The organism is Corallococcus sp. M7 (assembly GCF_054512695.1).
This window is the reverse complement of the sequence record NZ_CM137252.1, coordinates 5,234,805-5,260,699: the sequence shown is the minus strand read 5'-3', so window position 1 is coordinate 5,260,699 and position 25,895 is coordinate 5,234,805. Positions and strand designations below refer to the sequence as shown.

Genomic DNA, 25,895 nt, shown 5'->3' with positions numbered 1-25,895 from the left:
TCATGAACGCACTGCTCTCCATCTGGACCTGGCTCGAGGTGGCCCTCGTCGCCCTGGTGGGCTTCTTCGTCCAGCTCTTCCTGCTCCTCGTCACGTTCCTCTTCGACAAGCGCCGCTACGTGGTGGGCCGTTGCTTCCGCGTGGTGGGCGTCACCGCCGCGAAGCTCACGCCCTTCTGGCGCTTCGGCGTACATGGGAACGTGCCGGACCGCGTGGCGCCCAACACCGTGGTGGTGAGCAACCACGAATCCAACGCGGACTGCTTCCTCATCTCCTTCCTGCCGTGGGAGATGAAGTGGCTGGGCAAGCGCAGCCTCTTCAAGGTGCCCGTGGTGGGCTGGATGATGAGCATCGCCGGGGACGTCCCGGTGGAGCGCGGCGACCGCGACTCGGCCACCGGCGCGATGGCGCGCTGCAAGCAGTGGCTGGACAAGGGGATGCCGGTGATGATCTTCCCGGAGGGCACCCGCTCCAAGACGGACGAGCTGCTGCCCTTCAAGGACGGCGCCTTCCGGCTCGCCATCGAGAACCAGGCGGACGTGCTGCCCCTGGCGGTGAGCGGCACGCGGCTCGCGCTGCCCAAGCACTCGTGGCGCTTCGCCACGTCGCGCGGGCTGGTGACGGTGGGCACGCCCATCTCCACCAAGGGGATGACCCTGGACGACGTGGAGTCGCTCAAGAACCAGGCGCGCGCGCAGATTGAAGCCCTGCGCGCGTCGCTCAAGCCGTTGACGGGAGGCGCGTCCCCCGTGCCGGCGACGGACGCCAACGCCGCCCGCTGAGCGGCCAGCGGGCCGTGGCCCGCGTGTCGTCCAGGAACGCACGCACTCCAGATTGTTGAGCCTTCACGCGGAGGCTGGACTATGGAGTCCCCTCGGGGCCGCTCCTCGCGCTCCGGCTTGGCGCATGGCGCCCGGGAAGGAAGCGTGTGATGACGCTGGGTGGTGCACGTGAAGAGCAGCGGGTGTCCACGGGCATTCCCGGCCTGGACACCGTGCTGTGCGGCGGCCTGCGCAAGGGCCGCATGTACATGGTCCTGGGCCTGCCGGGCGCGGGCAAGACCATCCTCGCCAACCAGATCTGCTTCCACCAGGCGGCCCAGGGCCACCGGGTCCTCTACCTCACGCTCCTGGCCGAGTCGCACACGGAGCTGGTGAGCAACCTCCAGACGCTGTCGTTCTTCGACCCGGCCTGCGTGCCGGGGAAGATCAGCTACCTGAGCGCCTTCACCATCCTGGAGCAGGGCGGGCTGGACGCGCTCGCGGAACTGGTGCGCAAGGAGATCAAGGCGCACAAGGCCTCGCTGCTCGTGCTGGACGGGCTGCTGGCGGCGGAGGAGCTGGCGCCGTCGCGGCAGGCGCTCAAGAAGTTCATCCACGGCCTCCAGGTCGTGACGGGCCTCATCGGCTGCACCACGGTGGTGCTCACCACCGGGGGCGACAAGGGCCTGCGCGCCGAGCACACCATGGTGGATGGCCTGCTGCTGCTCCAGCAGCGGACCTTCGGCGTGCGCACCCTGCGCGAGCTGAGCGTGCGCAAGTTCCGGGGCAGCGCGTACAAGCTGGGGCAGCACGGCTTCGAGATCACCGCGGACGGGCTCACCGTCTATCCCCGCCTGGAATCCATGGTGGACGGCAACCTGGTGCCCGGCGCGGGGCGGCGCGAGCGCGACGCCTTCGGCGTGGCCGGCCTGGACACGATGCTCAAGGGCGGCGTTCCCTCGGGCTCCACCACCATCCTCCTGGGGCCCCCGGGTAGCGGCAAGACGCTGCTGGGCCTGAGCTTCCTGGCGGAAGGCGCACGCCGGGGGGAGCGCGGCCACTACTTCGCCTTCTACGACGCGCCGGAGCGGATGCTCGCGCAGGCGGCGGGCGTGGGCCTGCACCTGCAGCCCCTGATGGAGCGCGGGGACCTGGAGGTGAGCTTCCGGCCGCCCACGGAGAACATCCTCGACAAGCTGGGCACGGAGCTGCTGACCATCGTCCGCAGCGGCCGGGTGCGCCGCGTCTTCCTGGACGGCTACGAAGCGCTCCGCCGCGCCTCCACTCGCAACACGCGGGTGGCGCGCTTCCTGGCGGCGCTCGTCAACGAGTGCCGGGTGCGCGAGGTGACACTCATCTACACCGCGGAGGCCACCGCCGCCTTCGGACCGGAGGTGCGCTTCCCGCTCAAGGGCATCTCCATGGTGGCGGAGAACATCCTGTTCCTGCGCATGGTGGAGCTGCACTCCGGGCTGCGCCGCTTCATCGCGGCGCTCAAGGTCCGCAACAGCGCCTACGATCCCGCCCTGCGCGAGCTGGAGATCACGGGCAGGGGACTCAAGGTCGGCGAGCCCTTCGCGGAAGGGCAGATGTTGATGACGGGGCTCGCGCGCACGCGGACTCCGGAGCCGACCCCGTTGCCGAAGCCGCGCCGCAAGCCGCACGCGGGTAACAGGTCCACCGCCAGGGCGGCGGCACCGTCGAAGCCGCGCCGCAACGTCCGCAAGCGCCGAGGCAGCTGACCATGGGGCCCGTCCTCATCGTCGACGACGAGTTCGGCATCGTGGAGGCCGTCCGGGACCTCTTGTCCGACGAAGGCTACCGCACGGTCACGGCGCTCAACGGCCGCGAGGCCCTGGAGCGGATGCGCCAGGAGCGCCCGTCGATGGTGCTGCTCGACTACATGATGCCGGTGCTCAACGGGCCGGGGGTTCTGGAGTCCATGCACAAGGACCCGGCCCTGCGCGACGTCCCGGTGGTGATGATGAGCGCCAGCCCGCCGGACTTCTGGCAGCACCTGCCCTGCGCGGGCTTCCTGCCCAAGCCCTTCGACATCGAGCAACTGCTCGCCATCGTCCGGCGCATGATCGGTCCGCCGCCGCTGGCGCACTGAAGGCCTGCGTGAGGCGTTCAATCGCATGGGCATGGCTCATCGCGTGTGTCGTGCTGGGGGCGGCCCTGGGCATCGCGGGTGATTTCCTCACGGCGGACAGCCCTCCGCCCGTGCACGACGTCTTGAACGCGCTCGTGCTTGCTCCAGTCGCGATCACCGTGGGCGGAACGGCCACCACGTTGCCAGCGCTCACCATGCCATTCCTGGTGGGCGGGCTCTTGTTCTGGCCGGTCCTGGTCGTCCTGGCCCGTCGCTGGTTGAGGCAGGGCACGGTCTGGGTCCTGCCACTGCTACTGCTCTGGTGCTGGCAGGGCTTCTTCCAACTCGTCCATCGCTACTGGATGATCATGTCGGCGTAGGCGAGTCCCTGGAACTGCGTACGGCAGCTCCCGGGGCTCTCTGCTTTGAGGTCGACCCCCGCGCATCCTGGCGCGGTGCGGTCCCCCGTCGCCGGGAACGGCGCACTGCATCAACAGATTGACCGCACGAAGCGTGTTCTCGGCTGCTTGCAAATGGGTAAAGGGGGCTGGTATTTCTTCGTCAATCGAACGAACTCGCATGTTCGCGGTGGGCGGGGACGCGGGGCGGCTCCAGGTGGCAGGGGCCCCGGCGGCGGGAGACGGCGGTTTCTCCTCTGGCGTATGTCGGCGTGGGTGACGCGGCGCAGCATGCGGGCGGCGGCTTTCAGCAGGTTCGTATTTCTTCGCCGTAAGAACGAAGTCATCCCAGCAAGACAACCCGGAGGGGATTCATGCTTCGCACCAGGCGTTTCGCGTGGACGTTGACGGCCGTTGGAGTTTTCGCGCTCTCGGGGCTCGTGGGCGCGTGTGACCCCGAAGATGACCCCACGCCGGGCACCCAGAGCGACGCCGGCACCAAGACGGACGCGGGCACCAACACGGACGCCGGCACCAACACCGACGCCGGGACGAACACCGACGCGGGCACCAACACGGACGCCGGTACCAACACGGACGCCGGGACGAACACCGACGCGGGCACGGAGACGGACGCTGGCGTGGACGCGGGCACCCAGACGACGCTGCCCCTGGCGGTGGACGGCACCTGGGCGGCCAGCGGCTACATGGGTGACGGCTCGACCGAGGGCCTGCTCGTCGACGAGCCGGTCTGCGCCACGCCCCGTCCGGGCTCGGGCCTGGGGACGTGCCACAAGTTCACCTATACGAAGGGTGGCAATGGCTGGGCGGGCATCTTCTGGCAGTACCCGGAAGGCAACTGGGGCAAGACCAGCACGCCGGGCTTCCTGGTGCCGGACGGCGCGAAGTCCGTGACCTTCTACGCCTGGAGCGAGAAGGGCGGAGAGACCGTCGACTTCTTCGTCGGCTACGGCCCTGACTCCCAGGACGGCTTCGAGAAGAAGCTCAACCCCTCCGCCGTGCTGACCACGACGCCCACCCAGTACACGCTCGACATCAGCAAGATCCGCTACGCCGACGTGGCGGCGGGCTTCGGTTGGTCCGCTGGAGGCCACGACACGCCGTTCGTGTTCTACATCGACGACATCCAGTGGAAGTAAACCCCTCCCTGAGCGCCCGGTGCGCCCAACCAGGAACGTGAGCGGACGATGAAAGCGGGAACGGCGGTGTTGACGGTCGATGCGGCGGGCATGCGCGCGCAGAACAGCGGCCTGCTGCTCAACATGATCTGGCGCGAGCGTCAGATCTCCCGGGCGGAGATCGCCCGGCGCACGGAGCTCAGCCCGTCGACCGTCTCCGCCATCGTCGCGGACCTGGAGCAGGCGGACCTGGTGCGCAGCATCGGCGCCGGGGTCTCCCGCGGAGGCCGCCGTCCCACGCTCATCGGCTTCTGCGACGAAGCGTTCAGCCTGGTGGGCGTCGAACTGGGCGCCTCCCACGTCACCGTCGTCCTCACGGACCTCCGCGGCCGCGTGCGCACGCAGAGCAAGGCGAGCCACGCGGTGCGCGGCGATCCGGAAGGCTCGCTGCAGAAGGCGAAGGAGCTGGTCCAGGAGTGCCTGGACGCCGAGCGCGTCCCGCGCCGCTCCGTCGTCGGCATGGGGGTGGCCGTGCCCAGCCCCGTGCACCCGGCGGCCCCGGGCAAGATGTCCCCCCTCATCCTCCCCGCGTGGAAGCACGTGGACGTGAAGGAGTGGTTCGAGACCACCTTCGACATGCCGGTGTTCGTGGACAACGACGCGAACCTCGGCGCGCTGTCGGAGTGCTTCTGGGGCGCGGGCTCCGGCGGCGAGGACCTCACGTACATCAAGCTCGCCACCGGTATCGGCGCGGGCCACATCATCCACGGCGACGTGTACCGGGGTGCCGGCGGAACGGCCGGTGAGATCGGCCACATCCCGGTGGACTCCAACGGGCCGCTCTGTGTCTGCGGCCTGAGGGGCTGCCTCGTCACCCTCATTGGCTCCACGGCGCTCACCGAGCGCGCGCGCGAACTCATGGGCACCCGTGGCCGTGGCAAGGCGCCCACTGTGCGCGACCTGGTGGAGGGCGCCCGCACGGGTGACGCCGCCGCGAAGCAGATCATCGACGGCATGGGCGCCTACCTGGGCATCGCCGTGGGCGGCCTGCTCAACCTGCTGAACCCCGCCATCGTCGTGCTGGGCGGGGAGATCTCCTCCGTGGGCGAGATGCTGCTCGACCCCTTGCGCGCGTCCGTGCGGCAGCGCGCCCTGTCCGTCTCCATGGCGGAGACGCGCATCGTCACGTCGGTGCTGGGAGAGCGGGCCATCGCCGTGGGCGCGGCCACCCTGGTGCTCCAGGCGGCGCTGCGCGACCGCTCCCTCTTTCCCACGCAGAACGTCGGGAGAAGTGCATGACTTCGCGCCGTCTTGTCCTCGCCCTGGCCCTCTCGGGCCTGGGAATGGCTTCGTGTGATCCGGCAGCAGGTCTGGATAACAAGCAAAACGAGCAACCCAAGCCCGTGACGGAGCAGCCGGGGACGGGCTGGGAGATCGTCTGGCAGGACGAGTTCGACGGTCCGGCGGGCTCGCTGCCCTCGAAGGAGAACTGGGTCCCGGACGTGGGCGGGGACGGGTGGGGCAACGGCCAGTACGAGTACAACACCGCGCGGGCGGAGAACGCGCAGCTGGACGGCGAGGGCCACCTGGCCATCATCGCGCGCAAGGAGCGCTACGGCGGCAATGACTACACATCCGCGCGCCTGACGACGAAGAACCGCTACTCCAAGGCCTACGGCCGCATCGAGGCGCGCATCAAGCTGCCCACGGGCCGGGGCATCTGGCCGGCGTTCTGGCTGCTGGGCGCGGACGTGGACTCCGTCGGCTGGCCGGCGTGCGGCGAGATCGACATCATGGAGCACAAGGGGCAGATCCCCTCCGTGGTGAGCAGCGCGGTGCACGGGCCGGGCTACTCCGGTGGCTCGAACATTGGCCGCCAGCACGCCGTCTCAGGGCCGCCGCTCGCCGAGGACTTCCACCTCTACGCGGTGGAGTGGGAGCCGGAGCTCCTGCGCTTCATCGTCGACGACACCGTCTTCTTCGAAGTGACTCCGAAGAGCCTGCCGTCCGGCCGGAAGTGGGTCTACGACCATCCGCACTTCATCATCCTGAACATCGCGGTGGGCGGCTCGTTCGTGGGGCCGCCGGACGCCAAGACGGTGTTTCCGCAGACGATGAAGGTGGACTACGTGCGCGTCTACGAAAGGGCCGCGCAGTGAGGTTCGCCCGCGCGCTCCTGCCGCTGGCACTGCTGGTGGCGTGCTCGTCCGAGCCGCGCCCCCGGCCGCCGGGCGTGCTGTTCGTCTCCGTGGAGCAGCAGAGCGCGTGGGTGCGCAACTTCAACCCGCTGTTCGCGGGCGCCGGTGCGCGCTGGCCCACCCGGGCGGGCGTGTACGAGTGCATGGAGATCTTCAGCTCCGCGCAGGGCCAGTGGGTGCCCTGGCTCGCCACCGGCCACGCGTGGTCGGAGGACCAGCTCACGCTGCGCTTCACCCTTCGCGACGGCGTCCTCTGGTCCGACGGCAAGCCCTTCACCGCGGACGACGTCGTCTTCACCTTCCACCTGCTCAAGCAGCATGCGGCGCTGGACGCGGGCGGCGTGTGGCGCTTCCTCACGGACGTGAAGGCGGAGGGTAAGGGCACCGTCGCCTTCAGCTTCTCGCGCGTGTACCTGCCCGGCTTCAGCGACCTGGCGCATCAGATCATCGTGCCCCAGCACGTGTGGAAGGACGTCGCGGACCCGGTGACGTTCACCAACCCGGAGCCGGTGGCCACCGGGCCCTTCACCCAGGTGACGCTGTTCCGCAACCAGGTCTACGAGCTGGGCAGGAACCCGCACTACTGGCAGCCCGGCAAGCCCGCGGTGTCCGCGCTGCGCTTCCTCGCGTTCCCCACCAACGACCAGGCCAACATGGCGCTCGTGGAGGGGGAGGTGGACTGGGCGGGCAACTTCGTGCCGGCCGTGGACCGCACCTTCGTGTCGCGGGATCCCGCGCACCACGCGCGCTGGTTCCCGCTCTACGGCAGCACCGTTTTCCTCTATCCCAACACCACGCGCCCGCCGCTGGATGACGTGCGCGTGCGCAAGGCGCTGAGCATGGCGCTGGACCGCGACCGACTGGTGGAGGTGGCCATGTATGGCTACACCCGCCCCGCGGACGCCACCGCCCTCAACGACGCGTACACCGGCTGGAAGGACGCGGAGGTCGCGAAGGACGCGTGGACGCACTACGACCTGGACGCGGCCAACAAGCTCCTGGACGAGGCGGGCCTCACGCGCGGCGCGGACGGGATGCGGCGCCTCAAGGACGGGCAGCCCTTCGCGCTGGACCTGGAGGTCGTGAGCGGGTGGTCGGACTGGGTGCGGGCGGGGCAGGTGGTGGGCCGCGACCTGCGCAAGCTGGGCATCGGCGTGACGCTCAAGACGTACGAGTTCGGCACCTGGTTCACGCGCCTGCAGAAGGGCGAGTTCCAGCTGGCCATCTCCTGGTCGCTGGACGGGACCACGCCGTACAACTTCTACAAGTGGCTGCTGTCGCCGCGCACGGTGCGGCCAGTGGGCGAGGTGGCCGCGGCCAACTGGCACCGCATGGGCGACGCGCAGGCGGATGAACTGCTCGTGCGCTTCGAGCGCGCCGGCACGCCGGAGGAGCAGCACGCGCTGATGTCCCAGGTGCAGCAGCGCTTCTCCGCCACCGCGCCCGCGATTCCCCTGTTCCCCAACCCGTCCTGGGGCGAGTCCAACTCCTCGCGCTTCACGGGCTTCCCCACCGAGCAGAACCCCTACGCGCGGCTCGCGCCGCACGCGGAGCCCGACAGCCTGCTGGTGCTGACGCGGCTGTCCCCGAGGGAGCGCTGACCATGGGCCGCTACATCCTCCGGCGACTGGGCTTCTACCTCATCGCCGCGTGGGCCTCGCTCACGCTCAACTTCGTGATTCCGCGCCTGGCCCCCGGTGACCCGGCCGCGGCCATGTTCGCGCGCTTCGAGGGCAAGGTCGCGCCGGAGGCCATGGGCGCGCTGAAGGCCGCCTTCGGCTTCACGGACGCGCCGCTTTACGCCCAGTACTTCACCTACCTGAAGCACCTGGTGCAGGGCGACCTGGGCATGTCCTACGCCTACTTCCCCGCGCGCGTGTCGGAGGTCATCGGCACGGGCCTGATGTGGACGGTGGGGCTGGCCGGCGTGGCGGTCATCATCAGCTTCGTCGTCGGGTCCTTCCTGGGCGTGCTCGCCGCGTGGAACCGGGGCGGGTGGCTGGACTCGGGGCTGGCTCCGGCGCTCGCGTTCCTGGGGGCCTTCCCGTACTTCTGGCTGGCCATGCTGGCGCTGTACCTCTTCGGCTTCGTGCTGGGGTGGTTCCCGCTGCGCCACGCCTACGGGCACGACATGGAGCCCGGGCTGTCGTTCGCGTTCGCCGCGGATGTCGCCCGCCACGCGGTGCTGCCCGCGTCCTCCATCGTGGTGGCCACGCTGGGCGGGTGGATGCTGGGCATGCGCAACACGATGGTGGCCACGCTGGGCACGGACTCCATCCGCCTGGCGCACGCGCGGGGCCTTCCTCCCCGGCAGGTGATGCTGCGCTATGCCGCGCGCAACGCGCTGCTGCCCAACGTCACCAGCTTCGGCATGGCGGTGGGCTTCGTCCTGTCCGGCTCGCTGCTCACGGAGATCGTCTTCTCCTATCCGGGCACGGGCTACCTGCTCATCCTCGCGGTGCGCAACCAGGACTACCCGCTGATGCAGGGGCTCTTCCTGGTCATCACCCTGGCGGTGCTCGCGGCGAACTTCGCCGTGGACCTCATCTGCCTCTGGTTGGACCCGAGGACCCGCGCCCATGCGTGACTTCCTGCGAAGGCTCGCCCGCCACCGGAAGGCGGCGGTGGGCGGAAGCCTGCTCTTGTTCTTCCTCCTGCTCGCGGTGGTGGGGCCCTTCTTCGTGATGGACCCCACAGAGCTGGTGGGCCGGCCGCACCAGCCACCCAACGCGGCGCACTGGTTCGGCACCACCGGCCAGGGCCAGGACGTGCTCGCGCAGACGGTGGTGGGCGCGCGAGAGACGCTGGCGGTGGGCTTCGCGGTGGGCGCGCTCGTGACGCTGATTGGCGCGCTGGTGGGCATCACCTCCGGCTACCTGGGCCGCCGCGTGGACGACGTGCTGTCGCTCACCACCAACGTGTTCCTCGTCATCCCCGGCATGCCGCTGGCCATCGTGCTGGGCGCGTACCTGCCGTCCGGCCCGCTGCGCATGGTGGCGGTGCTGACCGTGGCGGGCTGGGCCTGGAACGCGCGCGTGTTCCGCGCGGAGTCGCTGGCCCTGCGCGGGCGCGACTTCGTGTCCGCGGCGGTGGTGACGGGGGAGAGCCACTCGCGCATCGTGTCGCGGGAGCTGTTGCCCAACATGGCGTCGCTGCTGGGCTCGTCGTTCATTGGGAACACGCTCTATGCCGTGGGCGCGCAGGTGGGCCTGGAGTTCCTGGGCCTGGGCGACGTGAGCGCGGTGACCTGGGGCACCAACCTCTACTGGGCCGGCAACGACGCGGCGCTGCTCACGCGCTCCTGGTGGATCTTCGTCCCCACGGGCCTGTGCATCGCGCTCGTGGGCTTCGCGCTCACGCTGCTGAGCTCCGCCATCGACGAGATGACCAACCCCGCGCTGCGCGTGCACAAGCCGACGGCGCTGCCCGCGAGCTCCGCCCCGCGCGCGCACCTGGAGAAGCCGGTGCCGGGCGTGCTCTTGCGCGTGCAGGACCTGTGCATCGACTACGCGACGGAGAAGGGCGCCTCCCGCGTGGTGGACTCGGTGTCCTTCGACGTGGCGCCCGGTGAGGTGTTCGGCCTGGCGGGTGAGTCCGGCAGCGGCAAGTCCACCATCGGCTCCGCGCTGCTGGGCCTGTTGCCTTCCTCCGCGCGCGTCACGCAGGGGCGCATCCTCTTCAACGGCATGGACGTCGCCGCGCTGGAGGGCCCGGCCCTGCGCGCGTTCCGCTGGCGCCAGGTGTCCATGGTGTTCCAGAGCGCCATGAGCGCGCTCAACCCGGTGCTCACGCTGGGCGAGCAGTTCCACGACACGCTCGCGGCGCACGGCCGCGTGTCGCGCGCCGCGTCCTACGCCCGCGCTCGGGAGCTGCTGGGCATGGTGGGCCTGTCGCCGGATCTGGTGACGGCGTGGCCGCACCAGCTCTCCGGCGGCATGCGGCAGCGCGTGGGCATCGCGCTGGCCCTGGCCCTGGAGCCCCGGCTGGTCATCATGGACGAGCCCACCACGGCGCTGGACGTCGTGGTGCAGAAGGAGCTGCTCCAGCGCATGGTGGAGCTCAAGCAGCGGCTGGGCTTCGCCATGCTCTTCATCACGCATGACCTGCCGCTGCTGCTCGCGCTGTCGGACCGCGTGGGCGTGCTCCAGGGCGGCAAGCTGGTGGAGGTGGACACGTCCGCCAACCTGCGCGCCGGGGCCCGCCACCCGTACACGCAGCTCCTGCTGTCGTCGTTCCCGCACCTGTCCGCGAAGGACGCCGTGCCGCAGCCGGTGCAGCAGGCGCCGGAGCTGTCCGTGTCCCGGCCGTCCACGCGTGTCGCCGCCATCACCGGAGGTCACCGATGAGCGCACCCCTCCTGGAGGCGGAAGGGCTCACCCGCAGCTACCTGGCGGGCGGCTTCTTCTCCCGTGAGCGCAAGCCCATCCTCAAGGGCGTGTCCTTCTCCCTCCAGCCGGGCGAGATCGTCGCGCTGGTGGGCGAGTCCGGCAGTGGCAAGTCCACGCTGGCGCGGCTCCTGGCCCGGCTGGACATGCCGGACGCGGGGCAGTTGCGGCTCGCCGGGCGCGACGTGCTGGCGGATGGAAGCGCGCAGGCGTCACTCGACTACCGGGGCCGCGTGCAGATGGTGTTCCAGGATCCGTTCGCGTCCCTCAACCCCGTGCACACGGTGGCCTACCACCTGGAGCGGCCGCTCGTGCGCCACGGCCGGGTGCCGAAGTCGGGCCTGCGCACGAAGGTGCTGTCCCTGTTGGAGTCCGTGGGCCTGACGCCCGCGGAGGCCTTCGCGAAGCGCTACCCGCATGAGCTGTCCGGCGGCCAGCGCCAGCGCGTGGCGGTGGCGCGCGCCCTGGCGGTGGAGCCGCAGGTCATCATCGCGGACGAGCCCACGTCCATGCTGGACGTGTCCACGCGCAAGGGCGTGCTGCAACTGCTCCGCGGCCTCACGCAGGAGCGCGGCATCGGCATCCTGTTCATCACCCACGACCTGGCGAGCGCGCGCCACCTGGCCGACCGCATCCTCGTGCTCTACGCGGGCACGGTGGTGGAGGCGGGCAGGGCGGACGAGGTGCTGCGCCAGCCGCGCCACCCGTACACGAAGCTGCTCCTGTCCGCGGTGCCGGATGGGGACGACTTCCTCCAGGCCGCGCTGCCGGTGCGCCCCGCCACGGGGTCTCCGCCGCTCGTGGGCTGCCCCTTCGCTCCGCGCTGCCCGGTGTCCGAGCCGCGCTGCTCCACCCTCACGCCTCCCGACGTCCTCCCGGCCGCGAATCACCTCGTCCGCTGCCACCTTGAAGTTCCGAAAGGAGTTACCGCCGATGCGTCAGTTTCCTCCTGACTTCCTCTGGGGAGTGGCCACCTCCGCGTATCAGATCGAGGGCGCCACCCGCGTGGACGGCCGTGGCGAGTCCATCTGGGACCGCTTCGCCGCCACCCCGGGGAAGATCCAAGACAAGTCCGACGGCTCGGTGGCCTGTGAGCACTACCGCCGCTGGCCGGAGGACATCGAACTGATGCGCTGGATGGGGCTGAAGTCCTACCGCTTCTCCATCGCGTGGCCGCGCATCCTCCCGGATGGCCGCGGCCGGGTGAACAGCGCGGGCGTGGACTTCTACTCGCGCCTGGTCGACTCACTCCTGGGCGCGGGCATCGAGCCCTTCGTCACGCTCTACCACTGGGACCTGCCGCAGGTGCTGGAGGACCAGGGCGGCTGGCCCGCGCGCGCCACCGGTGACGCCTTCGTGGAGTACGCGGACGTCATCAGCCGCGCCCTGGGCGACCGCGTGAGCCGGTGGATCACCCACAACGAGCCCTGGTGCATCAGCTACCTGGGCTACGGCAATGGCGAGCACGCCCCGGGCCACAAGGACTGGTCCAAGATGCTGGCCGCGGCGCACACGCTGCTCGTGTCGCACGGCAACGCGACGAAGGTGCTGCGCGCCAACGTGAAGAACGCGGAGGTGGGCATCACCCTCAACCTCACGCCGGGCGAGCCCGCGTCGCCCAGCCCGGAGGACGCGGACGCCACGCGCGACTTCGACGGCGGCTTCAACCGCTGGTTCCTGGAGCCGCTCTACGGCCGGGGCTATCCGAAGGACGTGATTGAAGACCACGTGAAGGCGGGCCGCATCGCGTCCCCGGACCTGGACTTCATCCAGCCCGGCGACCTGGAGACCATCGCCACGCCCACCGACTTCCTGGGCGTGAACTTCTATTCGCGCGCCGTCCTGCGCAGCAACCGCATCCCGGAGGAGCAGAACGCGCCGCGCACCGTGTTCGTGCGCCCGGACAAGACGGACATGGACTGGGAGGTGTGCCCGGCCTCGCTCACGCGCCTGCTGGTCCATCTGGAAACGGAATACAAGCCGGGCCCCATCTACATCACGGAGAACGGCTGCGCGTACTCCACGGCCCCCAGCGCGGACGGCCGCGTGCACGACGTGCAGCGCGTGGAGTACCTGCGCGGGCACCTGGAGGCGTGCAGTGACGCCATCGCGCAGGGCGTGAAGCTGGCGGGTTACTTCGCGTGGTCGCTGCTGGACAACTTCGAGTGGGCCTACGGGTACACCAAGCGCTTCGGCCTGGTGTGGGTGGACTACGCCACCCAGCAGCGCATCCCGAAGGACAGCGCCCATCTCTATCGCGATGTCGTGGCCCAGAACGGGCTGGACGTGGAGCAGGCCGCTTGAAAAGGCTCTTCCTGACGACGTGTCTGGCGTTGTGCGGCGGCACCCAGGCCTGGGCCCAGGTGTCCGGAGCGGGCTCGCCCCTCCAGTCGCCGCCCGCCGCGCAGCCGCCCTCCGCCGGCCCCGTGGACGCCGCCGCGCCCGTGCCGGGGCAGACGCCCGAGCCGCAGGCGCCCGCGCCCGCGGATGCCCCCATCGCGGCTCCGGCGACTCCCGCGCCCCCGCCTGTCGTGGCCTCGGACGCGAAGCGCACGACGGTGACGCGGGTGATCCACGACGAGCGCGGCTTCAAGCTCCAGGTGGACGGCAAGGACTTCCCCGTCCACGGCGTGAACTGGGGCTACACGCCCATTGGTGAGAACTACCGGTACTCGCTCTGGACGCAGCCGGAGGACTTCATCAAGCAGGTGCTGGCCAAGGAGATGGGGATGCTCCGCGACGCGGGCTTCAACGCCATCCGCCAGTTCGACGACATCCCGCCGGTCTGGGTCGAGTACATCTACCGGAACTACGGCATCCACACGCTGCTCAACCCGCTGATGGGACGCTATGGCCACCCGGTGAATGGGGTCATGGTCGTCAACATCGACTACTCGAACCCGGAGCACCGCAAGGCCATCCTCGGCGCGTTGGCCGAGAAGGTGGAGATCTACCGGGACGTGCCCGGCGTGCTCATGTGGCTGTTGGGCAATGAGAACAACTACGGCCTGCACTGGACGTCGTTCGAGATCGAAGCCCTGCCGGGCCAGGAGGACGCCGCCCGCGCGGAGTCGCTCTACACGCTCTACGGCGAGGCGGCCCGCACGGTGAAGAAGCGGGACACGAACCACCCCGTGTCCATCGCCAACGGCGACCTCCAGTACATCGATCTCATCGCCAAGCACTGCCAGGACCTGGACGTGCTGGGCACGAACGTCTACCGCGGCCCCACCGCGCGCGACCTGTTCGCGGAGGTGAAGGCCAAGCTCAACAAGCCGGTGTTCTTCAGTGAGTTCGGCGCGGACGCCTACGACGCCCGCGCGGGCCGTGAGGACCACGTGGCGCAGGCGGAGTACCTGCGCACGCAGTGGGAGCAGATCTACTTGGAGGGCTATGGCCAGGGGCTGTCCGGCACGGCCATTGGCGGCTTCGTGTTCCAGTGGGTGGACGGCTGGTGGAAGCACGGCCAGGAGTCCAACCTGTCCATCCACGACACCACCGCGACGTGGCCCAACGGCGGCTACGCGGCCGACTTCGTCCCCGGCCAGAACAACATGAACGAGGAGTGGTTCGGCATCGCGGCCCTGGGCCCGCCGGACTCCAACGGCATCAGCGGCATCCAGCCGCGCACGGCCTACTACGTCCTCCAGGCCGTGTTCCGCCTGGACCCGTACGCGACGACCACGAACCCGGACGTCATCCGCGACTACTTCGCGGGCATCCGTCCGTCCGCGCTCACCAGCGGCTACACGTCGTCCGTGGCGCTGGCGCGCACGGAGGAGCTCAGCGCGGTGCGGGTGTCCAACCTGCGGCTGCTGTTGGACAGCTCGCTGTCGCGCGGAAGCATCGCGACGACGCGGCCCAACCAGAGCTCCGCGGACCACACCGAATCCATCTTCTTCGACCTGGCGTTGCAGCCGGCCAGCGGCGTCTACGGCCGCGCGTCGTTCAACGTCGTGGGCAACGTGGCGCAGAACCGGCTCAACAACCTGTTCTACGAGAACCGCGGCACGCCCTCCACGCCTGGCACGGGCCAGGTCCCCGTGGGCCCGGGCGCCCCGGCGCGCGAGCAGTCGCCGCTGGATCGCTTCGCGCTGTACCAGGCGGAGTTCAAGTTCGACCGCTCGGACTTCGCGCTGGAAGGCTACTACCGCACCGGCCACTACCACTGGGGCGAGGAGGGTGACTTCTTCAACCTCTACCGCGAGGCGAACTACGGGCCGAACATCGACATCTACCACGGCAACGCGCCGTTCGGCGTGGTGTTCAGCGGCAAGAAGGCCATCGACGGATTGAAGGTCGCCATTGGCCCGGAGCTGTACTGGGGCGCCAACCCCTCCGTGGTGGCGAAGTACCGCGACAACGTGGGCCCGGTGAACGTGACGCTGGTGCACCAGGAGGACCTGGCGCAGGGCTCGTCGTCCTCCACGGCCTCCGTGGTGCGTGAGCGCATCGCGCGCAGGACGGCGCTCAACTTCCAGTACGCCACCGGCAAGCTGGTGCTGGACGTGGGCGGCCTGCTCTCCGCGCCCCAGCGCATTGGCGAGACGTTCACCTATACGCGCGCCGCTCCGGAAGGCGGCCCCAGCTACCTCAACAGCGGCTACGACGTGCTCCAGGACAAGGTGCAGTTCCTGGACACGCTGGGCGCCAAGGCGCGGCTCACCTACGACATGGGGCCGGTGCGCTGGCTGGTGCAGTCCTCCTTCCGCGGCCTCGTCGCGGACAGCGGACCGGAGCAGGGCAACATCATCACCGGCTGGAGCCTGCGCGAGAGCGGCCGAGGCAACCACTACGCGGGCCAGCTGGGCGCGGCGTTGCAGTTCGGCTCCATCCAGGTGTCGCCCAACGTCCTGTACCAGAAGCCCCTCATCGGGCCGAACCCCACCATCCAGGACGCATACGATCCGGCCACCGGCATGTACTACGCGGGCGTGCGGCCGCGCAGCGTGCTGGTGGACTCGTTCAGCGTGCTGGACAACCGCGAGACGCTGGGCGGCGAGCTGCTCATCACCTTCGACCCGACGCCGGGCACCTGGTTCTGGTCGTGGGACCGCGACATGCGCGAGGACGCGCCCTTCGCCGCGGGCCTGGACATCGTCTACCGGCACCAGCCCACGTCGCGTGACGCGGGCATCGCCATCCTCGCGGACGGCAGCACCATCGCCTTCGGCAGCGCGCCGGTGGCCCGCGACGAGTGGGAGACGTCCCTGCGCCTGGTGGGCAACCCCACCCAGCGCCTGCGCCTGTACGGCACGGCCTACGTGGGCAGCCAGCAGTCCTCCGGCGAGGACAGCCGGCAGATCCACCGCTTCGGCCTGGACGGCTCCGCGCTCTACGACACGCTGCTGCTCGCGGCCCAATTGCGCTTCAACGACTGGGGCCCGTACGACTACCACCGCGTCTTCAACCTCACCTACCCGGTGCAACTGGGCGGGGACCTGTCCTACGGCCTGAAGAAGCCGGTGCTGGGCGCGGTGTCCACGCGCTTCGGTCTGCGCGGGCTGGTGCGAATGCTGAACGAGTACTCGGAGGGCCTCAACGAGCGGGGCATCACCGAGGGCCTGAAGGGTCGCGAGTACGAGGTGGGCGCGTATGCCATCCTTTCTCTCTGAGGGAACACGCATCATGAGGACTGGTTTCCTGCTGGCCGCCGCCGTGGCCGCGCTGTCCGGCTGCTACGACGACCCGACCATCATCTACGGCAGGCCGCTGGACGGGATGACCTTCACGGTCACCGACCCGGCCATGGGCATCTACCCGAACACCTCCGTGCTGGATGATCCAAACAACCCCTTCGCCCTGTCGGGCGTGGGCACGGAGACGAAGTGGCAGATCCAGTCCGGCGCGGACCCCGTGGCGGCCTACTACTCGTGGGCCACGGTGCTCGCGAACGGGCCTTACGGCGAAGCGCAGTACTACGTGGCCCTCAACCTGGCGGCCATCTACCAGCGCGGCCTGGCGGATCAGGCGAGCCTGGCCGAGACGCGCGAGATGGCGGTGAAGGCCTACCAGTCCGTGCTCGACAACTTTCCGGACGCGGTGACGTACGACGCGTCCGGCACGGTGGCCTACGAGCTGGTGACGCCCGCGTACAAGGGCGTCGTCGAGCTGGGCGGCACCGTGGCGGGCGGCTGGGTGATGGTGAAGACCTCCAGTGGTGCGGACCGGGCGGTGAAGCCATGAAGAAGCCAGTGTGGGGCCTGTTGCTGCTGCTCGCCGCCTGCCGCCCGGATCCGGGCCCGGCGGACTACTCGGGCCAGGAGCTGCCGGACAACCAGAACCCCGACGGCGGGACGCAGCCCGCGGACATGCTGCCCGGGCCGTTCCCCTATGAGGCCGGCAAGGCCCGCCTGATGGTGGGCATCTTCTACGAGACGGGCCGCTCGCAGGAGATCATCCTCGACAACATCGACTCCAACTTCTACCTCTACGAGAACACCGTCTATGTGGAGTCCGACCCGGACCACATCGAGGGCAAGTCCGCGGACCGCATCGTCCAGAACGGCAAGCCGTGGATGGGCTTCGGTGTGCACTGGAAGCAGACGCACAACTTCGACGCCTGGAAGACGCTCCACGTGAGCATGAAGTCGTCCGACGCCGCCTTCGCCAACGTGAAGATCGGCATGACCAGTGGCACGGGCACCGCGGAGAAGGGCAACCCGCTCGCCGTCACGAAGTACGGCTGGGCGAACGACGGCGAGTGGCACCACCTGGCCATCCCCGTCGCGGACTTCGTCGCGGCGGGCCTGAAGCTCAACGACGTCTCTTCACCGTTCACCTTCGCGGCTGAAGGCGGAACGACCGGTCAGTCCCTCCTGCTCGACAACCTGTACTTCACCGCGGACTAGGCAGGAACGCAGTGCCAGGAAGGGCGGGCCGGCTGTCGCCGTGTGACAGCCGGAACGCCCGAGCCTTGTCTTGACGTCACCGTCACGCCCCCGCGTGCGGTGTCGACAGGGCAGGGATGCAGTGGCTGTTCCTACTCAAGGAGTCATCCCCCAATGACTGGATCCTCGCCGCAGTTGTCAAGCCCATGTCCGCGTGAAGCACCGCGTGTCGGGTTGTTACAAGCCTTCGCCGCGGTGCTCACGCTGGTGTCCCTCCTGGGCGCGTCCGACGCCCTGGCGCAGACGAACGTCGCGCTGAACAAGACCACCTATACCTCTTCCGCGGAGGGTCCATTCCTGGGCCAGTACGCGGTGGATGGTGACGGTGGCACCCGCTGGGCCAGCGGCTTCACGGCGAACGAATGGATCACCGTGGACCTGGGCCAGACGCGCACCATCTCGCGCGTGGTGCTCACCTGGGAGGCGGCCTACGCCACGGTCTACAAGATCCAGGTCTCCACCAACAACACCACCTTCACCGACGCGCTGACGGTGAACACCGGCGACGGCGCGGTGGACGACCTGTCCCTGCCATCCGGCATCACGGGCCGCTACGTCCGCGTGCAGGGCGTCACCCGCGCGCTGCCCGCGTATGGCTATTCGCTGTGGGAATTCGCCGTCTATGAGACGGGCGGCACGCCGCCTCCCACCAACACGGACCTGGCGCGCAACCGTCCGGCCACCGCGTCCAGCGTGGAGGCGGACGCCGCGGGGCTCCAGCCGGGCTTCGCGTTCGACGGTGACATCAACACGCGCTGGGCCTCCGCGCAGGGCGTGGATCCGCAGTGGATCCGCGTGGACCTGGGGTCGTCCCAGGTGGTGGGCAAGGTGGTGCTGGATTGGGAGGGCGCGTACGGCAAGACGTACACGATTGACGGCTCCAACAACGACAGCACCTGGACCACGCTCAACACGGTGACCAACGGCGCCATCGGCCGCCGGGAGATTCCCGTCTCCGGCACCTGGCGCTACCTCCGCATGCGCGGCACGGAGCGCGGCACGGGCTATGGCTACTCGCTGTGGTCCTTCGAGGTCTACCAGAACGGCGGCACGACTCCTCCGCCCACGCAGACCACCAACCAGACCATCAAGCTGAACTTCCCGGAGCTGGCGTACGCGAAGATCAACGTGTCGCCCGCGCCGCTGTCGGTGACGCCGGTGCCGGAGGAGGGCAACACCACGCCGTCCGTGCGCAACCCGCCCGGTCCCTTCACCTACCAGCTCACGTTCCCGCCCAACACGACGGTGACGCTGTCGAAGAACCAGTTCTCTCCCACGCAGCCCAACACGGACATCCGCCTGGCGGTGGTGGATTACAACGGCGTGCAGCAGCGCGCCCAGTCCGTCACGGCGCTCGCGGTGCAGGGCGCGGACTGGAACGTGGAGATCTTCTCCACGGGCAACGGCCCCACGGACCCGCGCGACCCGACCATCATCCCGGACCCGTACGTGGCGCCCGCGCCGCTGCCGGTGGCCGGAGCCTTCCGCCTGGCCGCGCCGGCCAACAACGCGATGGTTACCGCGACCCGCCGTCCCACGCTGTCGTGGGCCGCGGTGACGGGCGCGACGAACTACAAGCTCTACGTCAACCTCACGCGCAACGACTACGACTGGATGGCGGCGGGCAACCTGCTGGACCGGTACACGCAGGTGGCATCGCAGACGGGCACGTCCTTCACCTTCACGGAGGACCTGCCGGACCGCTGGACGTACAAGTGGTACGTGGTGGCCACGCTGTCGGGCGGCGGCACGTCGCGCTCGGACATCGGCAACTTCAGCGTGTACCTGCCAGTGGTGGAGACGCAGGCGGACGGCGTCAACCTCATCAATGGCATCCGCGACCTGAACAAGAACGGGACGATTGAACCGTACGAGGACTGGCACAACCCCGTCTCCGTGCGCGTGAACGACCTGCTGGGCCGCATGACGCTGCGCGAGAAGGCGCTGCAGATGTTCTACGACGCCAAGACGTACCCGGAGGCTGGCTTCCAGATGGGGCCCCTGTCGCCCACGGACATCCCCATGTTCCAGAAGGCGTCCGCGGCCACGCGCCTGGGCATCCCGCACATCGACGCGGGTGACACCATCCACGGCTACAAGACGAGCTGGCCCACGCAGCCGGCGCTGGCGGCCACGCGCGACCTGGACACCATCTACGAGATGGGGGACATCCAGCGCCGTGAGCAGTTGGCCATTGGCAGCCGAGGCACGCTGTCGCCGCTGGCGGAGGTGAACACCAAGGTCCTCTATCCGCGCACGCAGGAAGGCAACGGCGAGGACGCGGACCTGGCGGCGGGCATCACCCGCGCGCTCATCGCGGGCCTCCAGGGCGGCCCGGAGGTGAACCCGTCCTCCATCTGGGTGACGACGAAGCACTGGCCGGGGCAGGGCGCTGGCGGTGAGGCGGGCATCACCTACGACGGCACCACCATCCACTACCACATGCGTCCGTGGCACGCGGCCATCGAGGCGGGCACCAGCGGCATCATGCCGGGCTACGCGGGCAGCTGGCTGCTGGGGCCGGAGGGCTATGGCGCGGGTGACAACCCGGGCATCCTCAACTACCTGCGCAACCAGCTGAAGTACGACGGCGTCATCTGCTCGGACTGGCTGCCGTCGGGTTCGTGGGTGCGCTCCGCCACGGCGGGCTCGGACGTGATGGGCGGCGCCACGCCGCAGGCCATGGCCAACTTCGAGAACGAAGTGCCTGTGGCGCGCATCAACGACTCCGTGCGCCGCATCCTGGACCTGAAGTTCCGCCTGGGCATCTTCGAGGACCCGTACAAGCAGGGCCCCGCGGGCACGTCCCAGTGGCACACCGCGGACAGCAAGGCGGCGGTGCGCCGGGCGTCCCAGGAGGCCATGACGCTGCTCAAGAACGACGGCGCGCTGCCCATCCGCCTGCCCGCGGGCGGCAAGCTGGTCATCGCGGGCCCGCGTGCGGACGACATGTCCTGCATGGTGACCTGGCGTTCGGACTTCCACGGCACCGAGTTCGGCGACCCGACCATCTACGCGGCGGTGAAGGCTCGCGCGGAGGCAGCGGGGCTCACGGTCTACAAGGACAACGCCCCCGCGGGTGTGACGCCGGACGCGGCCATCGTGGTGGTGGGCGAGAGCTACTTCACCCACGGCACGGAGTGGGACAAGGAGAAGCCGTACCTGCCGGGCGACCCGATTGGCCCTGCCCACGACGCGAAGTGGGGCGACCAGTACGGCATCATCAACAGCTTCAGGTCGCGGGGCATCCCCACGACGGTGGTCCTCATCAGCCCGCGTCCCTACGTGCTGACGAACGTGGTGCCGCTCTCCAACGCGCTGATGCTGGCGTACCGCCCCGGCGACATGGGCGGCTACGCGGTGGCGGACGTGCTGTTCGGTGACGTGCTGCCGCGCGGCAAGACGCCGTGGCAGTTGCCGCGCTCCATGAGCCAGATCGGCACGGACGTGGAGAACAACCAGTTGGAGAAGTGGGACCTGCCGTATGACCTGGGCGCGACGGACGCCGAGCGCGCGGCCATCCGCCAGAAGATCGCGACGGGCCAGCCGGTGCCGCCCACGTACGGCAACCCGCTGTACCAGTATGGCGCGGGCATCCAGGGCTTCGGCCTGACGGACGCGACGCCCCCCGTGGCGTTCAACCTGCTGACGCCGTCGAACAACCTGGTGATCACCGGCACGCGTCCGGCGTTCACCTGGGCGGCGAGCAGCGACCCGCAGACGGGCATCCAGCGCTACGAGGTGTTCCTGGACGGTGGCTCGATGCCGGTGGCCATCACCAAGACGCCGTCGGCGGCGCTGGACGGGCTGAAGCTGGCGAACGGGACGCACACCTGGTTCGTGAAGGCGTTCAACTGGGCGAACGGCGTCACGCAGTCCGCGACGTTCACCTTCACGCTGAACGACACGACGCCGCCCGCGGCCTTCGCGGCGCTGTCGCCCTCGGCCGGGCAGTCGGTGCCGGGAACGTCCACGCGCTTCATCTGGGAGCAGACGACGGACGTGGGCGCGGGCGTGGCGGAGTACGTCCTCATCGTGGACGGCACGGACCGCACCCCCTCCATCCTGCGCAGCACGCCGGTGCCGGCGGGCACGAACCTGGCGCGGGGCAAGAATGCCTACGCCACGTCCGTGGAGTTCGGCAGCGCGAACGACGCGGTGGACGGCAGCCTGGCGACGCGCTGGTCCAGCGTGGGCACGGCGACCACGGGTGACACGGAGTCCATCACCATCGACCTGGGCGCCATCTACTCGCTCAAGCGCATCGTGCTGAACTGGGAGGCCGCGTACGGCCGCCGCTACGTGCTGGAGGCGTCGCTGGACGGCTCTACCAACTGGACGGCGCTGAAGACGGTGGACACCGGCGACGGAGGCATCGACGACTGGACGGTGGCCGGCGTGGGCCGCTTCGTGCGCATGCGCGGCGTGCAGCGCGCGACGGCGTACGGCTACTCGCTGTGGGAGTTCGAGGTCTACGGCGTGGGCACGGAGCAGACGACGCTGAACGGTCTGTCCACGGGCTCGCACACGTGGCGTGTGCGCGCGGTGGATGGCGCGAACAACACCACGCTGTCGTCGGGGCCCATCACCTTCACGAAGTAGGGTGAGGCCTTGAGGTAAGGGGGAGGGGCGGCCGGAGCGATGGCCGCCCTTCTTTTTGTTCCAGGACGACCCGTGGCGGTGGCCGGGACCGTATCCAGGCCGTGCTCCCGCCCTGGCTCAGACGCTTCGCGCTGCCGTGCTTCATCCTGGGCGTGACGGGCTGTGAGTCCGGTGAACCGCCGGACTCGGCGGGGATGGCGCTTGCGTCCACCGTGGAGCGCTACGACTTCGCCTTCGACCTCCCCACGGGGGAGGCGTCGTCCCGGTTGTGGCTGGACGTGGAGGCGGGCGCGCGGGGCTGCGTATCGCTTCCGGCTCGCGCGGAGGTGATGGAGGTGCGGTGGGATGGGGCACCGCCTGAAGGCTTCCGCGTGGCGGATGGCCGGCTGGAGGTCTGTGGCGTGGCGCCGGTGGAAGGGCCGTTGTGGCTCGACAGCCGGTTGCGTGTGCCGGAAGCCACGGTGCCGTACACGCAGGTGGGGTTCTCACGGCGGTTGGATGCGCAGGGCCGTCCCTTCACGTATCTGCTGGGGTGGGTGGAGTCCTGCGACCTCTTCGGCCCGTGTGACGCGGCGCCCGGACGGCTGGCGCACTTCACCTTCGACATCACGCACGCGCCTGGGGAGAGCGTGTTGTGTTCAGGGAGCTTGTCGAGGCGGGATGAAACACATACGCGATGTGAGCTCCTGGGGACGCGAGCCCCCACGTACTCCGCCTTCATGGTCGCGTCGCATCCCGCGTGGGAGCGCACCCGGCTGGTGGACACGGACGCGGGGCGCGTGGAGCTATATGAGCTGCCCGGAGGACCGCTCAAGGCGGCGATCGACGCGGGCGCGGTGGCGGAGTTCCTGGTGTGGATGACGGCGCGCTTCGGGCCGTTGCCTTATGGCCCGGAGCTGCGCGTGGCCAGCGGGCGCACGGACTGGCTGGGCATGGAGCACCCGGCCAACATCGTGCTGCGCGACGATCTGCCAGGGATTGGCGGGGTCTACGCCAACGTGACGTTGCACACGTTGATGCATGAAATCGTGCACCAGTGGGCCGGAGACCGGACGACGCTGGCGAGCGCGCGGGACTACCCGTGGAAGGAGGCGGTGGCGGAGTACCTCACGTATGTCTTCGAGGACGAGCACCGGGACGAAGAGGCCGCGGTCACGCTGGCGTACTGGGACCGGCTGGCGCGGACGGCGTCCTACCATCTGCGTCCAAGAGACACGCCCGCGCCGCCCTTCCTCTCCTTCGTGAATGACATCTACGGCACGGGCCCGCTGATCCTCCTGGTGCAGTTGGAGTCCCTGCTGGGGCGGGAGCAGGTGCTGGCGGGGCTCCAGGCGTTCCTGGCGGAGCCGGGCGTCCGGAGCATCGAGGACCTGCGCCAGGCGCTCGAAGGCGCTTCGGGAAGGAGCCTGCGGCGCTACTTCGACACCTGGGTGGATGGGGAAGGGGAGCCGGACTGGCCGTACTTCCAGGTGGAGTGGAGCCAGGACGAAGCGCTCACGTTGACCGTGACGCAGCGGACGGCGACCGGGAAGGTGTATCCCTGCGAGGTGGAGTTGGAGCTCCAGGGCCCGGCGCCGGAAGAGCGGCGGCGGGTCACGGTCTCCTACGGCCTGGAGCCTGGGGCCGCGACGGCGGGCCTCTCGGTGGAGGGGCTGCCGTGGAAGGTCCAGCAGGTCGCGGTGGATCCGCGCAACCGCCTGGTCAATCGCAGGAGCCCGGGGCTGGCCCGGGAGCCCGCGCCCCAGCGCTGGCGGTTGTGAGTCGAAAAGGAAAACCCCTCGAGCCAGGGAGGCGCGAGGGGCCGGTGGCCGCGAGATGGTGGCGGGACTACGGGGTCGGCGCGGCGACGGCGGGCGCGCCTTCCGCGGGGGCAGCGGCGGCGGCTTCCTGGGCGGCCTTGGCCTCGGCGACCTTGCGGGCGGCTTCGGCCTCCGCGCGCTTCGTGACCTCGGCCTGGGCAGCGGTCTTCATGCTGGCGAGGCCCTTCTCGAAGTCCTTGCCGATCATCTGGTCCATGTCCATGACGAGGCACATCGCCTTGCTCATGAAGTTATGGTCGCCGGCCATGGCCCAGGTGACGGTGGTGCCGTCCGTGGCGGGATTGAACGTGAAGGTGGTGATGCTGCTGTCTTCGAAGGGCTTGATGAACTCCAGCTTGATGCGGACGGACGCGTTGGCGGTGGCCTCCAGGATGGTCATGCGGCCCTCCCCGACGTCGTTGTTGCCCACCCACCCATAGGTGGCGCCAACGCCCGACTCCGCGCCGCCAAAGGTTTTCTTCATGTTCGGGTCGAGGTTGTCCCAGGGAGACCACTGGTTCCACTGGTGGAAGTCATTGACCAGACCGAACGCGATGTCCGGCGTCCCCGACACCGTGGCGGTGCGCGTGACGGTGTAGGTATCGGGACGGGTGGTGATGAAGCCGGCGAGCAGCGCGAGCACGGCGACAACGCCAATGGCAATCTTCTTGAACATGAAGTTCCTCGAAAAGGGTCCCCTGGAAGGGGAGGCCGCGTCTTAGGCCGCCCGTTCGGTCCGGCTCAAGCCCCCCAGGGCGCACCTCACCATGACGCAGTGTGCGGAGCCATGGGGAGACGACCTGGGGCTACGGGGTGGGCACAGCGACGGCGGGCGTGCCTTCCGAGGGGACGGCTTCGGCCTCCGCGCGCTTCGTGACCTCGGCCTGGGCGGCGACCGCCATGTTGGCGAGACCCTTCTCGAAGTCCTTGCCCACCCTCTGGTCCATGTCCATGAACAGACCGAACGCCTTGCTCATGAAGTTGCGCCGGCCGGTCATGGACCAGACGACGCGGGTGCCGCTCTTGGCGGGCTCGAACGTGAAATGAACGATGTTGGTGGCAACGAAGGGCCTGGTGAAGTCCAACTTGATGGTGACCATCTCGTTGGTGAGGGTCGTCGTAATGAGCATGCGGCCCTCGCCCGCCTCGCTATTGCCAGCCCACGCATAGGTTGCGTCGACGCCAGATTCCACCCGGCCGCCGTAGGTCCGCTTCATGTTCGGGTCAATCTTCTCCCAGGGAGACCATTGGCTCCACAGGTGGAAGTCCTTGACCAGCCCATACGCAATGTCAGGTGTGCCCGGCACGATGGCGGCCCGTGTGACGACGAAGGCATCCGGGCGACTGGAGATGTAGCCAGCGAGCAGCAGGAGCGCGGCCATGGCTACGATGGCAATCTTCTTGAGCATGGATATCTCCGGAACGGTGCCTGGACGGGAGTCACTGTCTTAGGTCGCCGGTCTGGTCGTGCTCAAGTCCCCCTTCCGCTCGGCCCACTTTGACGCACCCTGCGGAGCACGTCATTGAGGCCGCCATTGTCCTGGCGGCTTAGAATAGGCCGATGCGCACGGCGGTCTTGGCGGTCTTCGTCGCTCTGTTCTGCAATGGCTGTGCGGGTGTGGAAGCTGCTT

19 protein-coding genes are annotated in these 25,895 nt (G+C 69.3%); 17 read left to right on the top strand and 2 right to left on the bottom strand.

Translation table 11 applies throughout. The features are described from left to right. The first annotated feature begins 2 nt into the window (after positions 1-2). The 17 genes from ACX114_RS20955 to ACX114_RS20875 all read left to right on the top strand — a co-directional run bounded on the left by ACX114_RS20955 (position 3) and on the right by ACX114_RS20875 (position 24,225). A complete protein-coding gene (locus ACX114_RS20955) occupies positions 3-782 on the top strand; it encodes a lysophospholipid acyltransferase family protein (RefSeq protein WP_459287126.1) in 780 nt (259 codons plus the stop codon). 149 nt (positions 783-931) lie between these two features. After that, positions 932-2,503: an ATPase domain-containing protein gene (locus tag ACX114_RS20950; RefSeq protein WP_459287124.1), complete on the top strand. Its 1,572-nt coding sequence runs from the start codon at positions 932-934 to the stop codon at positions 2,501-2,503. A 2-nt stretch (positions 2,504-2,505) separates the two neighbouring features. After that, positions 2,506-2,874: a response regulator gene (locus tag ACX114_RS20945; protein ID WP_459287123.1), complete on the top strand. Its 369-nt coding sequence runs from the start codon at positions 2,506-2,508 to the stop codon at positions 2,872-2,874. 8 nt (positions 2,875-2,882) lie between these two features. After that, positions 2,883-3,233 carry a hypothetical protein gene (locus ACX114_RS20940; RefSeq protein ID WP_459287121.1) on the top strand — a complete coding sequence of 117 codons (351 nt, stop codon included), beginning with the start codon at positions 2,883-2,885 and terminating at the stop codon, positions 3,231-3,233. A gap of 392 nt (positions 3,234-3,625) precedes the next feature. After that, positions 3,626-4,411, top strand: a complete 786-nt coding sequence (locus ACX114_RS20935) for a hypothetical protein (RefSeq protein WP_459287120.1) — start codon at positions 3,626-3,628, stop codon at positions 4,409-4,411. Between the two features lie 48 nt (positions 4,412-4,459). After that, a complete protein-coding gene (locus ACX114_RS20930) occupies positions 4,460-5,689 on the top strand; it encodes an ROK family transcriptional regulator (RefSeq protein WP_459287118.1) in 1,230 nt (409 codons plus the stop codon). A gap of 104 nt (positions 5,690-5,793) precedes the next feature. Beyond that, positions 5,794-6,549 carry a glycoside hydrolase family 16 protein gene (locus ACX114_RS20925; protein WP_459287116.1) on the top strand — a complete coding sequence of 252 codons (756 nt, stop codon included), beginning with the start codon at positions 5,794-5,796 and terminating at the stop codon, positions 6,547-6,549. Then, positions 6,546-8,189, top strand: coding sequence for an ABC transporter substrate-binding protein (locus tag ACX114_RS20920; protein ID WP_459287114.1), 1,644 nt, complete (start codon positions 6,546-6,548; stop codon positions 8,187-8,189). Before ACX114_RS20925 ends, ACX114_RS20920 begins: the two co-directional genes overlap by 4 nt. 2 nt (positions 8,190-8,191) lie before the next feature. Then, on the top strand, positions 8,192-9,175 hold the full coding sequence (locus ACX114_RS20915; RefSeq protein ID WP_459287112.1) for an ABC transporter permease: 984 nt from the start codon (positions 8,192-8,194) through the stop codon (positions 9,173-9,175). Then, positions 9,168-10,934 (top strand): dipeptide/oligopeptide/nickel ABC transporter permease/ATP-binding protein, encoded by a 1,767-nt coding sequence (locus ACX114_RS20910; RefSeq protein ID WP_459287111.1) that lies wholly within the window; start codon positions 9,168-9,170, stop codon positions 10,932-10,934. Before ACX114_RS20915 ends, ACX114_RS20910 begins: the two co-directional genes overlap by 8 nt. Beyond that, positions 10,931-11,926, top strand: coding sequence for an ABC transporter ATP-binding protein (locus ACX114_RS20905; RefSeq protein WP_459287109.1), 996 nt, complete (start codon positions 10,931-10,933; stop codon positions 11,924-11,926). The genes ACX114_RS20910 and ACX114_RS20905 overlap by 4 nt, the downstream gene beginning before the upstream one ends. Continuing rightward, complete coding sequence (locus ACX114_RS20900) at positions 11,907-13,277, top strand: GH1 family beta-glucosidase (RefSeq protein ID WP_459287107.1); 1,371 nt, start codon at positions 11,907-11,909, stop codon at positions 13,275-13,277. Before ACX114_RS20905 ends, ACX114_RS20900 begins: the two co-directional genes overlap by 20 nt. Beyond that, entirely contained in the window at positions 13,274-16,588 is a 3,315-nt protein-coding gene (locus ACX114_RS20895) for a glycoside hydrolase 5 family protein (protein ID WP_459287105.1), read from the top strand. The genes ACX114_RS20900 and ACX114_RS20895 overlap by 4 nt, the downstream gene beginning before the upstream one ends. A 13-nt stretch (positions 16,589-16,601) precedes the next feature. Beyond that, complete coding sequence (locus ACX114_RS20890; RefSeq protein ID WP_459287103.1) at positions 16,602-17,159, top strand: hypothetical protein; 558 nt, start codon at positions 16,602-16,604, stop codon at positions 17,157-17,159. Next, on the top strand, positions 17,156-17,824 hold the full coding sequence (locus ACX114_RS20885) for a putative glycoside hydrolase (RefSeq protein ID WP_459287101.1): 669 nt from the start codon (positions 17,156-17,158) through the stop codon (positions 17,822-17,824). Before ACX114_RS20890 ends, ACX114_RS20885 begins: the two co-directional genes overlap by 4 nt. Positions 17,825-17,977: 153 nt before the next feature. Continuing rightward, on the top strand, positions 17,978-22,465 hold the full coding sequence (locus ACX114_RS20880) for a discoidin domain-containing protein (protein WP_459287099.1): 4,488 nt from the start codon (positions 17,978-17,980) through the stop codon (positions 22,463-22,465). 101 nt (positions 22,466-22,566) lie between these two features. Beyond that, complete coding sequence (locus ACX114_RS20875) at positions 22,567-24,225, top strand: M1 family aminopeptidase (RefSeq protein ID WP_459287097.1); 1,659 nt, start codon at positions 22,567-22,569, stop codon at positions 24,223-24,225. Positions 24,226-24,292: 67 nt separating this feature from the next. Here the strand turns inward: ACX114_RS20875 and ACX114_RS20870 are convergent, their stop codons facing one another. Then, positions 24,293-24,940, bottom strand: a complete 648-nt coding sequence (locus ACX114_RS20870; protein ID WP_459287095.1) for an SRPBCC family protein — start codon at positions 24,938-24,940, stop codon at positions 24,293-24,295. A gap of 130 nt (positions 24,941-25,070) precedes the next feature. Beyond that, positions 25,071-25,673, bottom strand: coding sequence for an SRPBCC family protein (locus tag ACX114_RS20865; protein WP_459287093.1), 603 nt, complete (start codon positions 25,671-25,673; stop codon positions 25,071-25,073). Positions 25,674-25,895: the final 222 nt, after the last annotated feature.

What these genes read in the sequence shown, in the direction of transcription:
- ACX114_RS20955 (WP_459287126.1), top strand. Translation starts at nt 3, where the DNA reads ATGAACGCACTGCTCTCCATCTGGACCTGGCTCGAGGTGGCCCTCGTC.
- ACX114_RS20950 (WP_459287124.1), top strand. Translation starts at nt 932, where the DNA reads ATGACGCTGGGTGGTGCACGTGAAGAGCAGCGGGTGTCCACGGGCATT.
- ACX114_RS20945 (WP_459287123.1), top strand. Translation starts at nt 2,506, where the DNA reads ATGGGGCCCGTCCTCATCGTCGACGACGAGTTCGGCATCGTGGAGGCC.
- ACX114_RS20935 (WP_459287120.1), top strand. Translation starts at nt 3,626, where the DNA reads ATGCTTCGCACCAGGCGTTTCGCGTGGACGTTGACGGCCGTTGGAGTT.
- ACX114_RS20930 (WP_459287118.1), top strand. Translation starts at nt 4,460, where the DNA reads ATGAAAGCGGGAACGGCGGTGTTGACGGTCGATGCGGCGGGCATGCGC.
- ACX114_RS20915 (WP_459287112.1), top strand. Translation starts at nt 8,192, where the DNA reads ATGGGCCGCTACATCCTCCGGCGACTGGGCTTCTACCTCATCGCCGCG.
- ACX114_RS20910 (WP_459287111.1), top strand. Translation starts at nt 9,168, where the DNA reads ATGCGTGACTTCCTGCGAAGGCTCGCCCGCCACCGGAAGGCGGCGGTG.
- ACX114_RS20905 (WP_459287109.1), top strand. Translation starts at nt 10,931, where the DNA reads ATGAGCGCACCCCTCCTGGAGGCGGAAGGGCTCACCCGCAGCTACCTG.
- ACX114_RS20900 (WP_459287107.1), top strand. Translation starts at nt 11,907, where the DNA reads ATGCGTCAGTTTCCTCCTGACTTCCTCTGGGGAGTGGCCACCTCCGCG.
- ACX114_RS20890 (WP_459287103.1), top strand. Translation starts at nt 16,602, where the DNA reads ATGAGGACTGGTTTCCTGCTGGCCGCCGCCGTGGCCGCGCTGTCCGGC.
- ACX114_RS20885 (WP_459287101.1), top strand. Translation starts at nt 17,156, where the DNA reads ATGAAGAAGCCAGTGTGGGGCCTGTTGCTGCTGCTCGCCGCCTGCCGC.
- ACX114_RS20880 (WP_459287099.1), top strand. Translation starts at nt 17,978, where the DNA reads ATGACTGGATCCTCGCCGCAGTTGTCAAGCCCATGTCCGCGTGAAGCA.
- ACX114_RS20870 (WP_459287095.1), bottom strand. Translation starts at nt 24,940, where the DNA reads ATGTTCAAGAAGATTGCCATTGGCGTTGTCGCCGTGCTCGCGCTGCTC.
- ACX114_RS20865 (WP_459287093.1), bottom strand. Translation starts at nt 25,673, where the DNA reads ATGCTCAAGAAGATTGCCATCGTAGCCATGGCCGCGCTCCTGCTGCTC.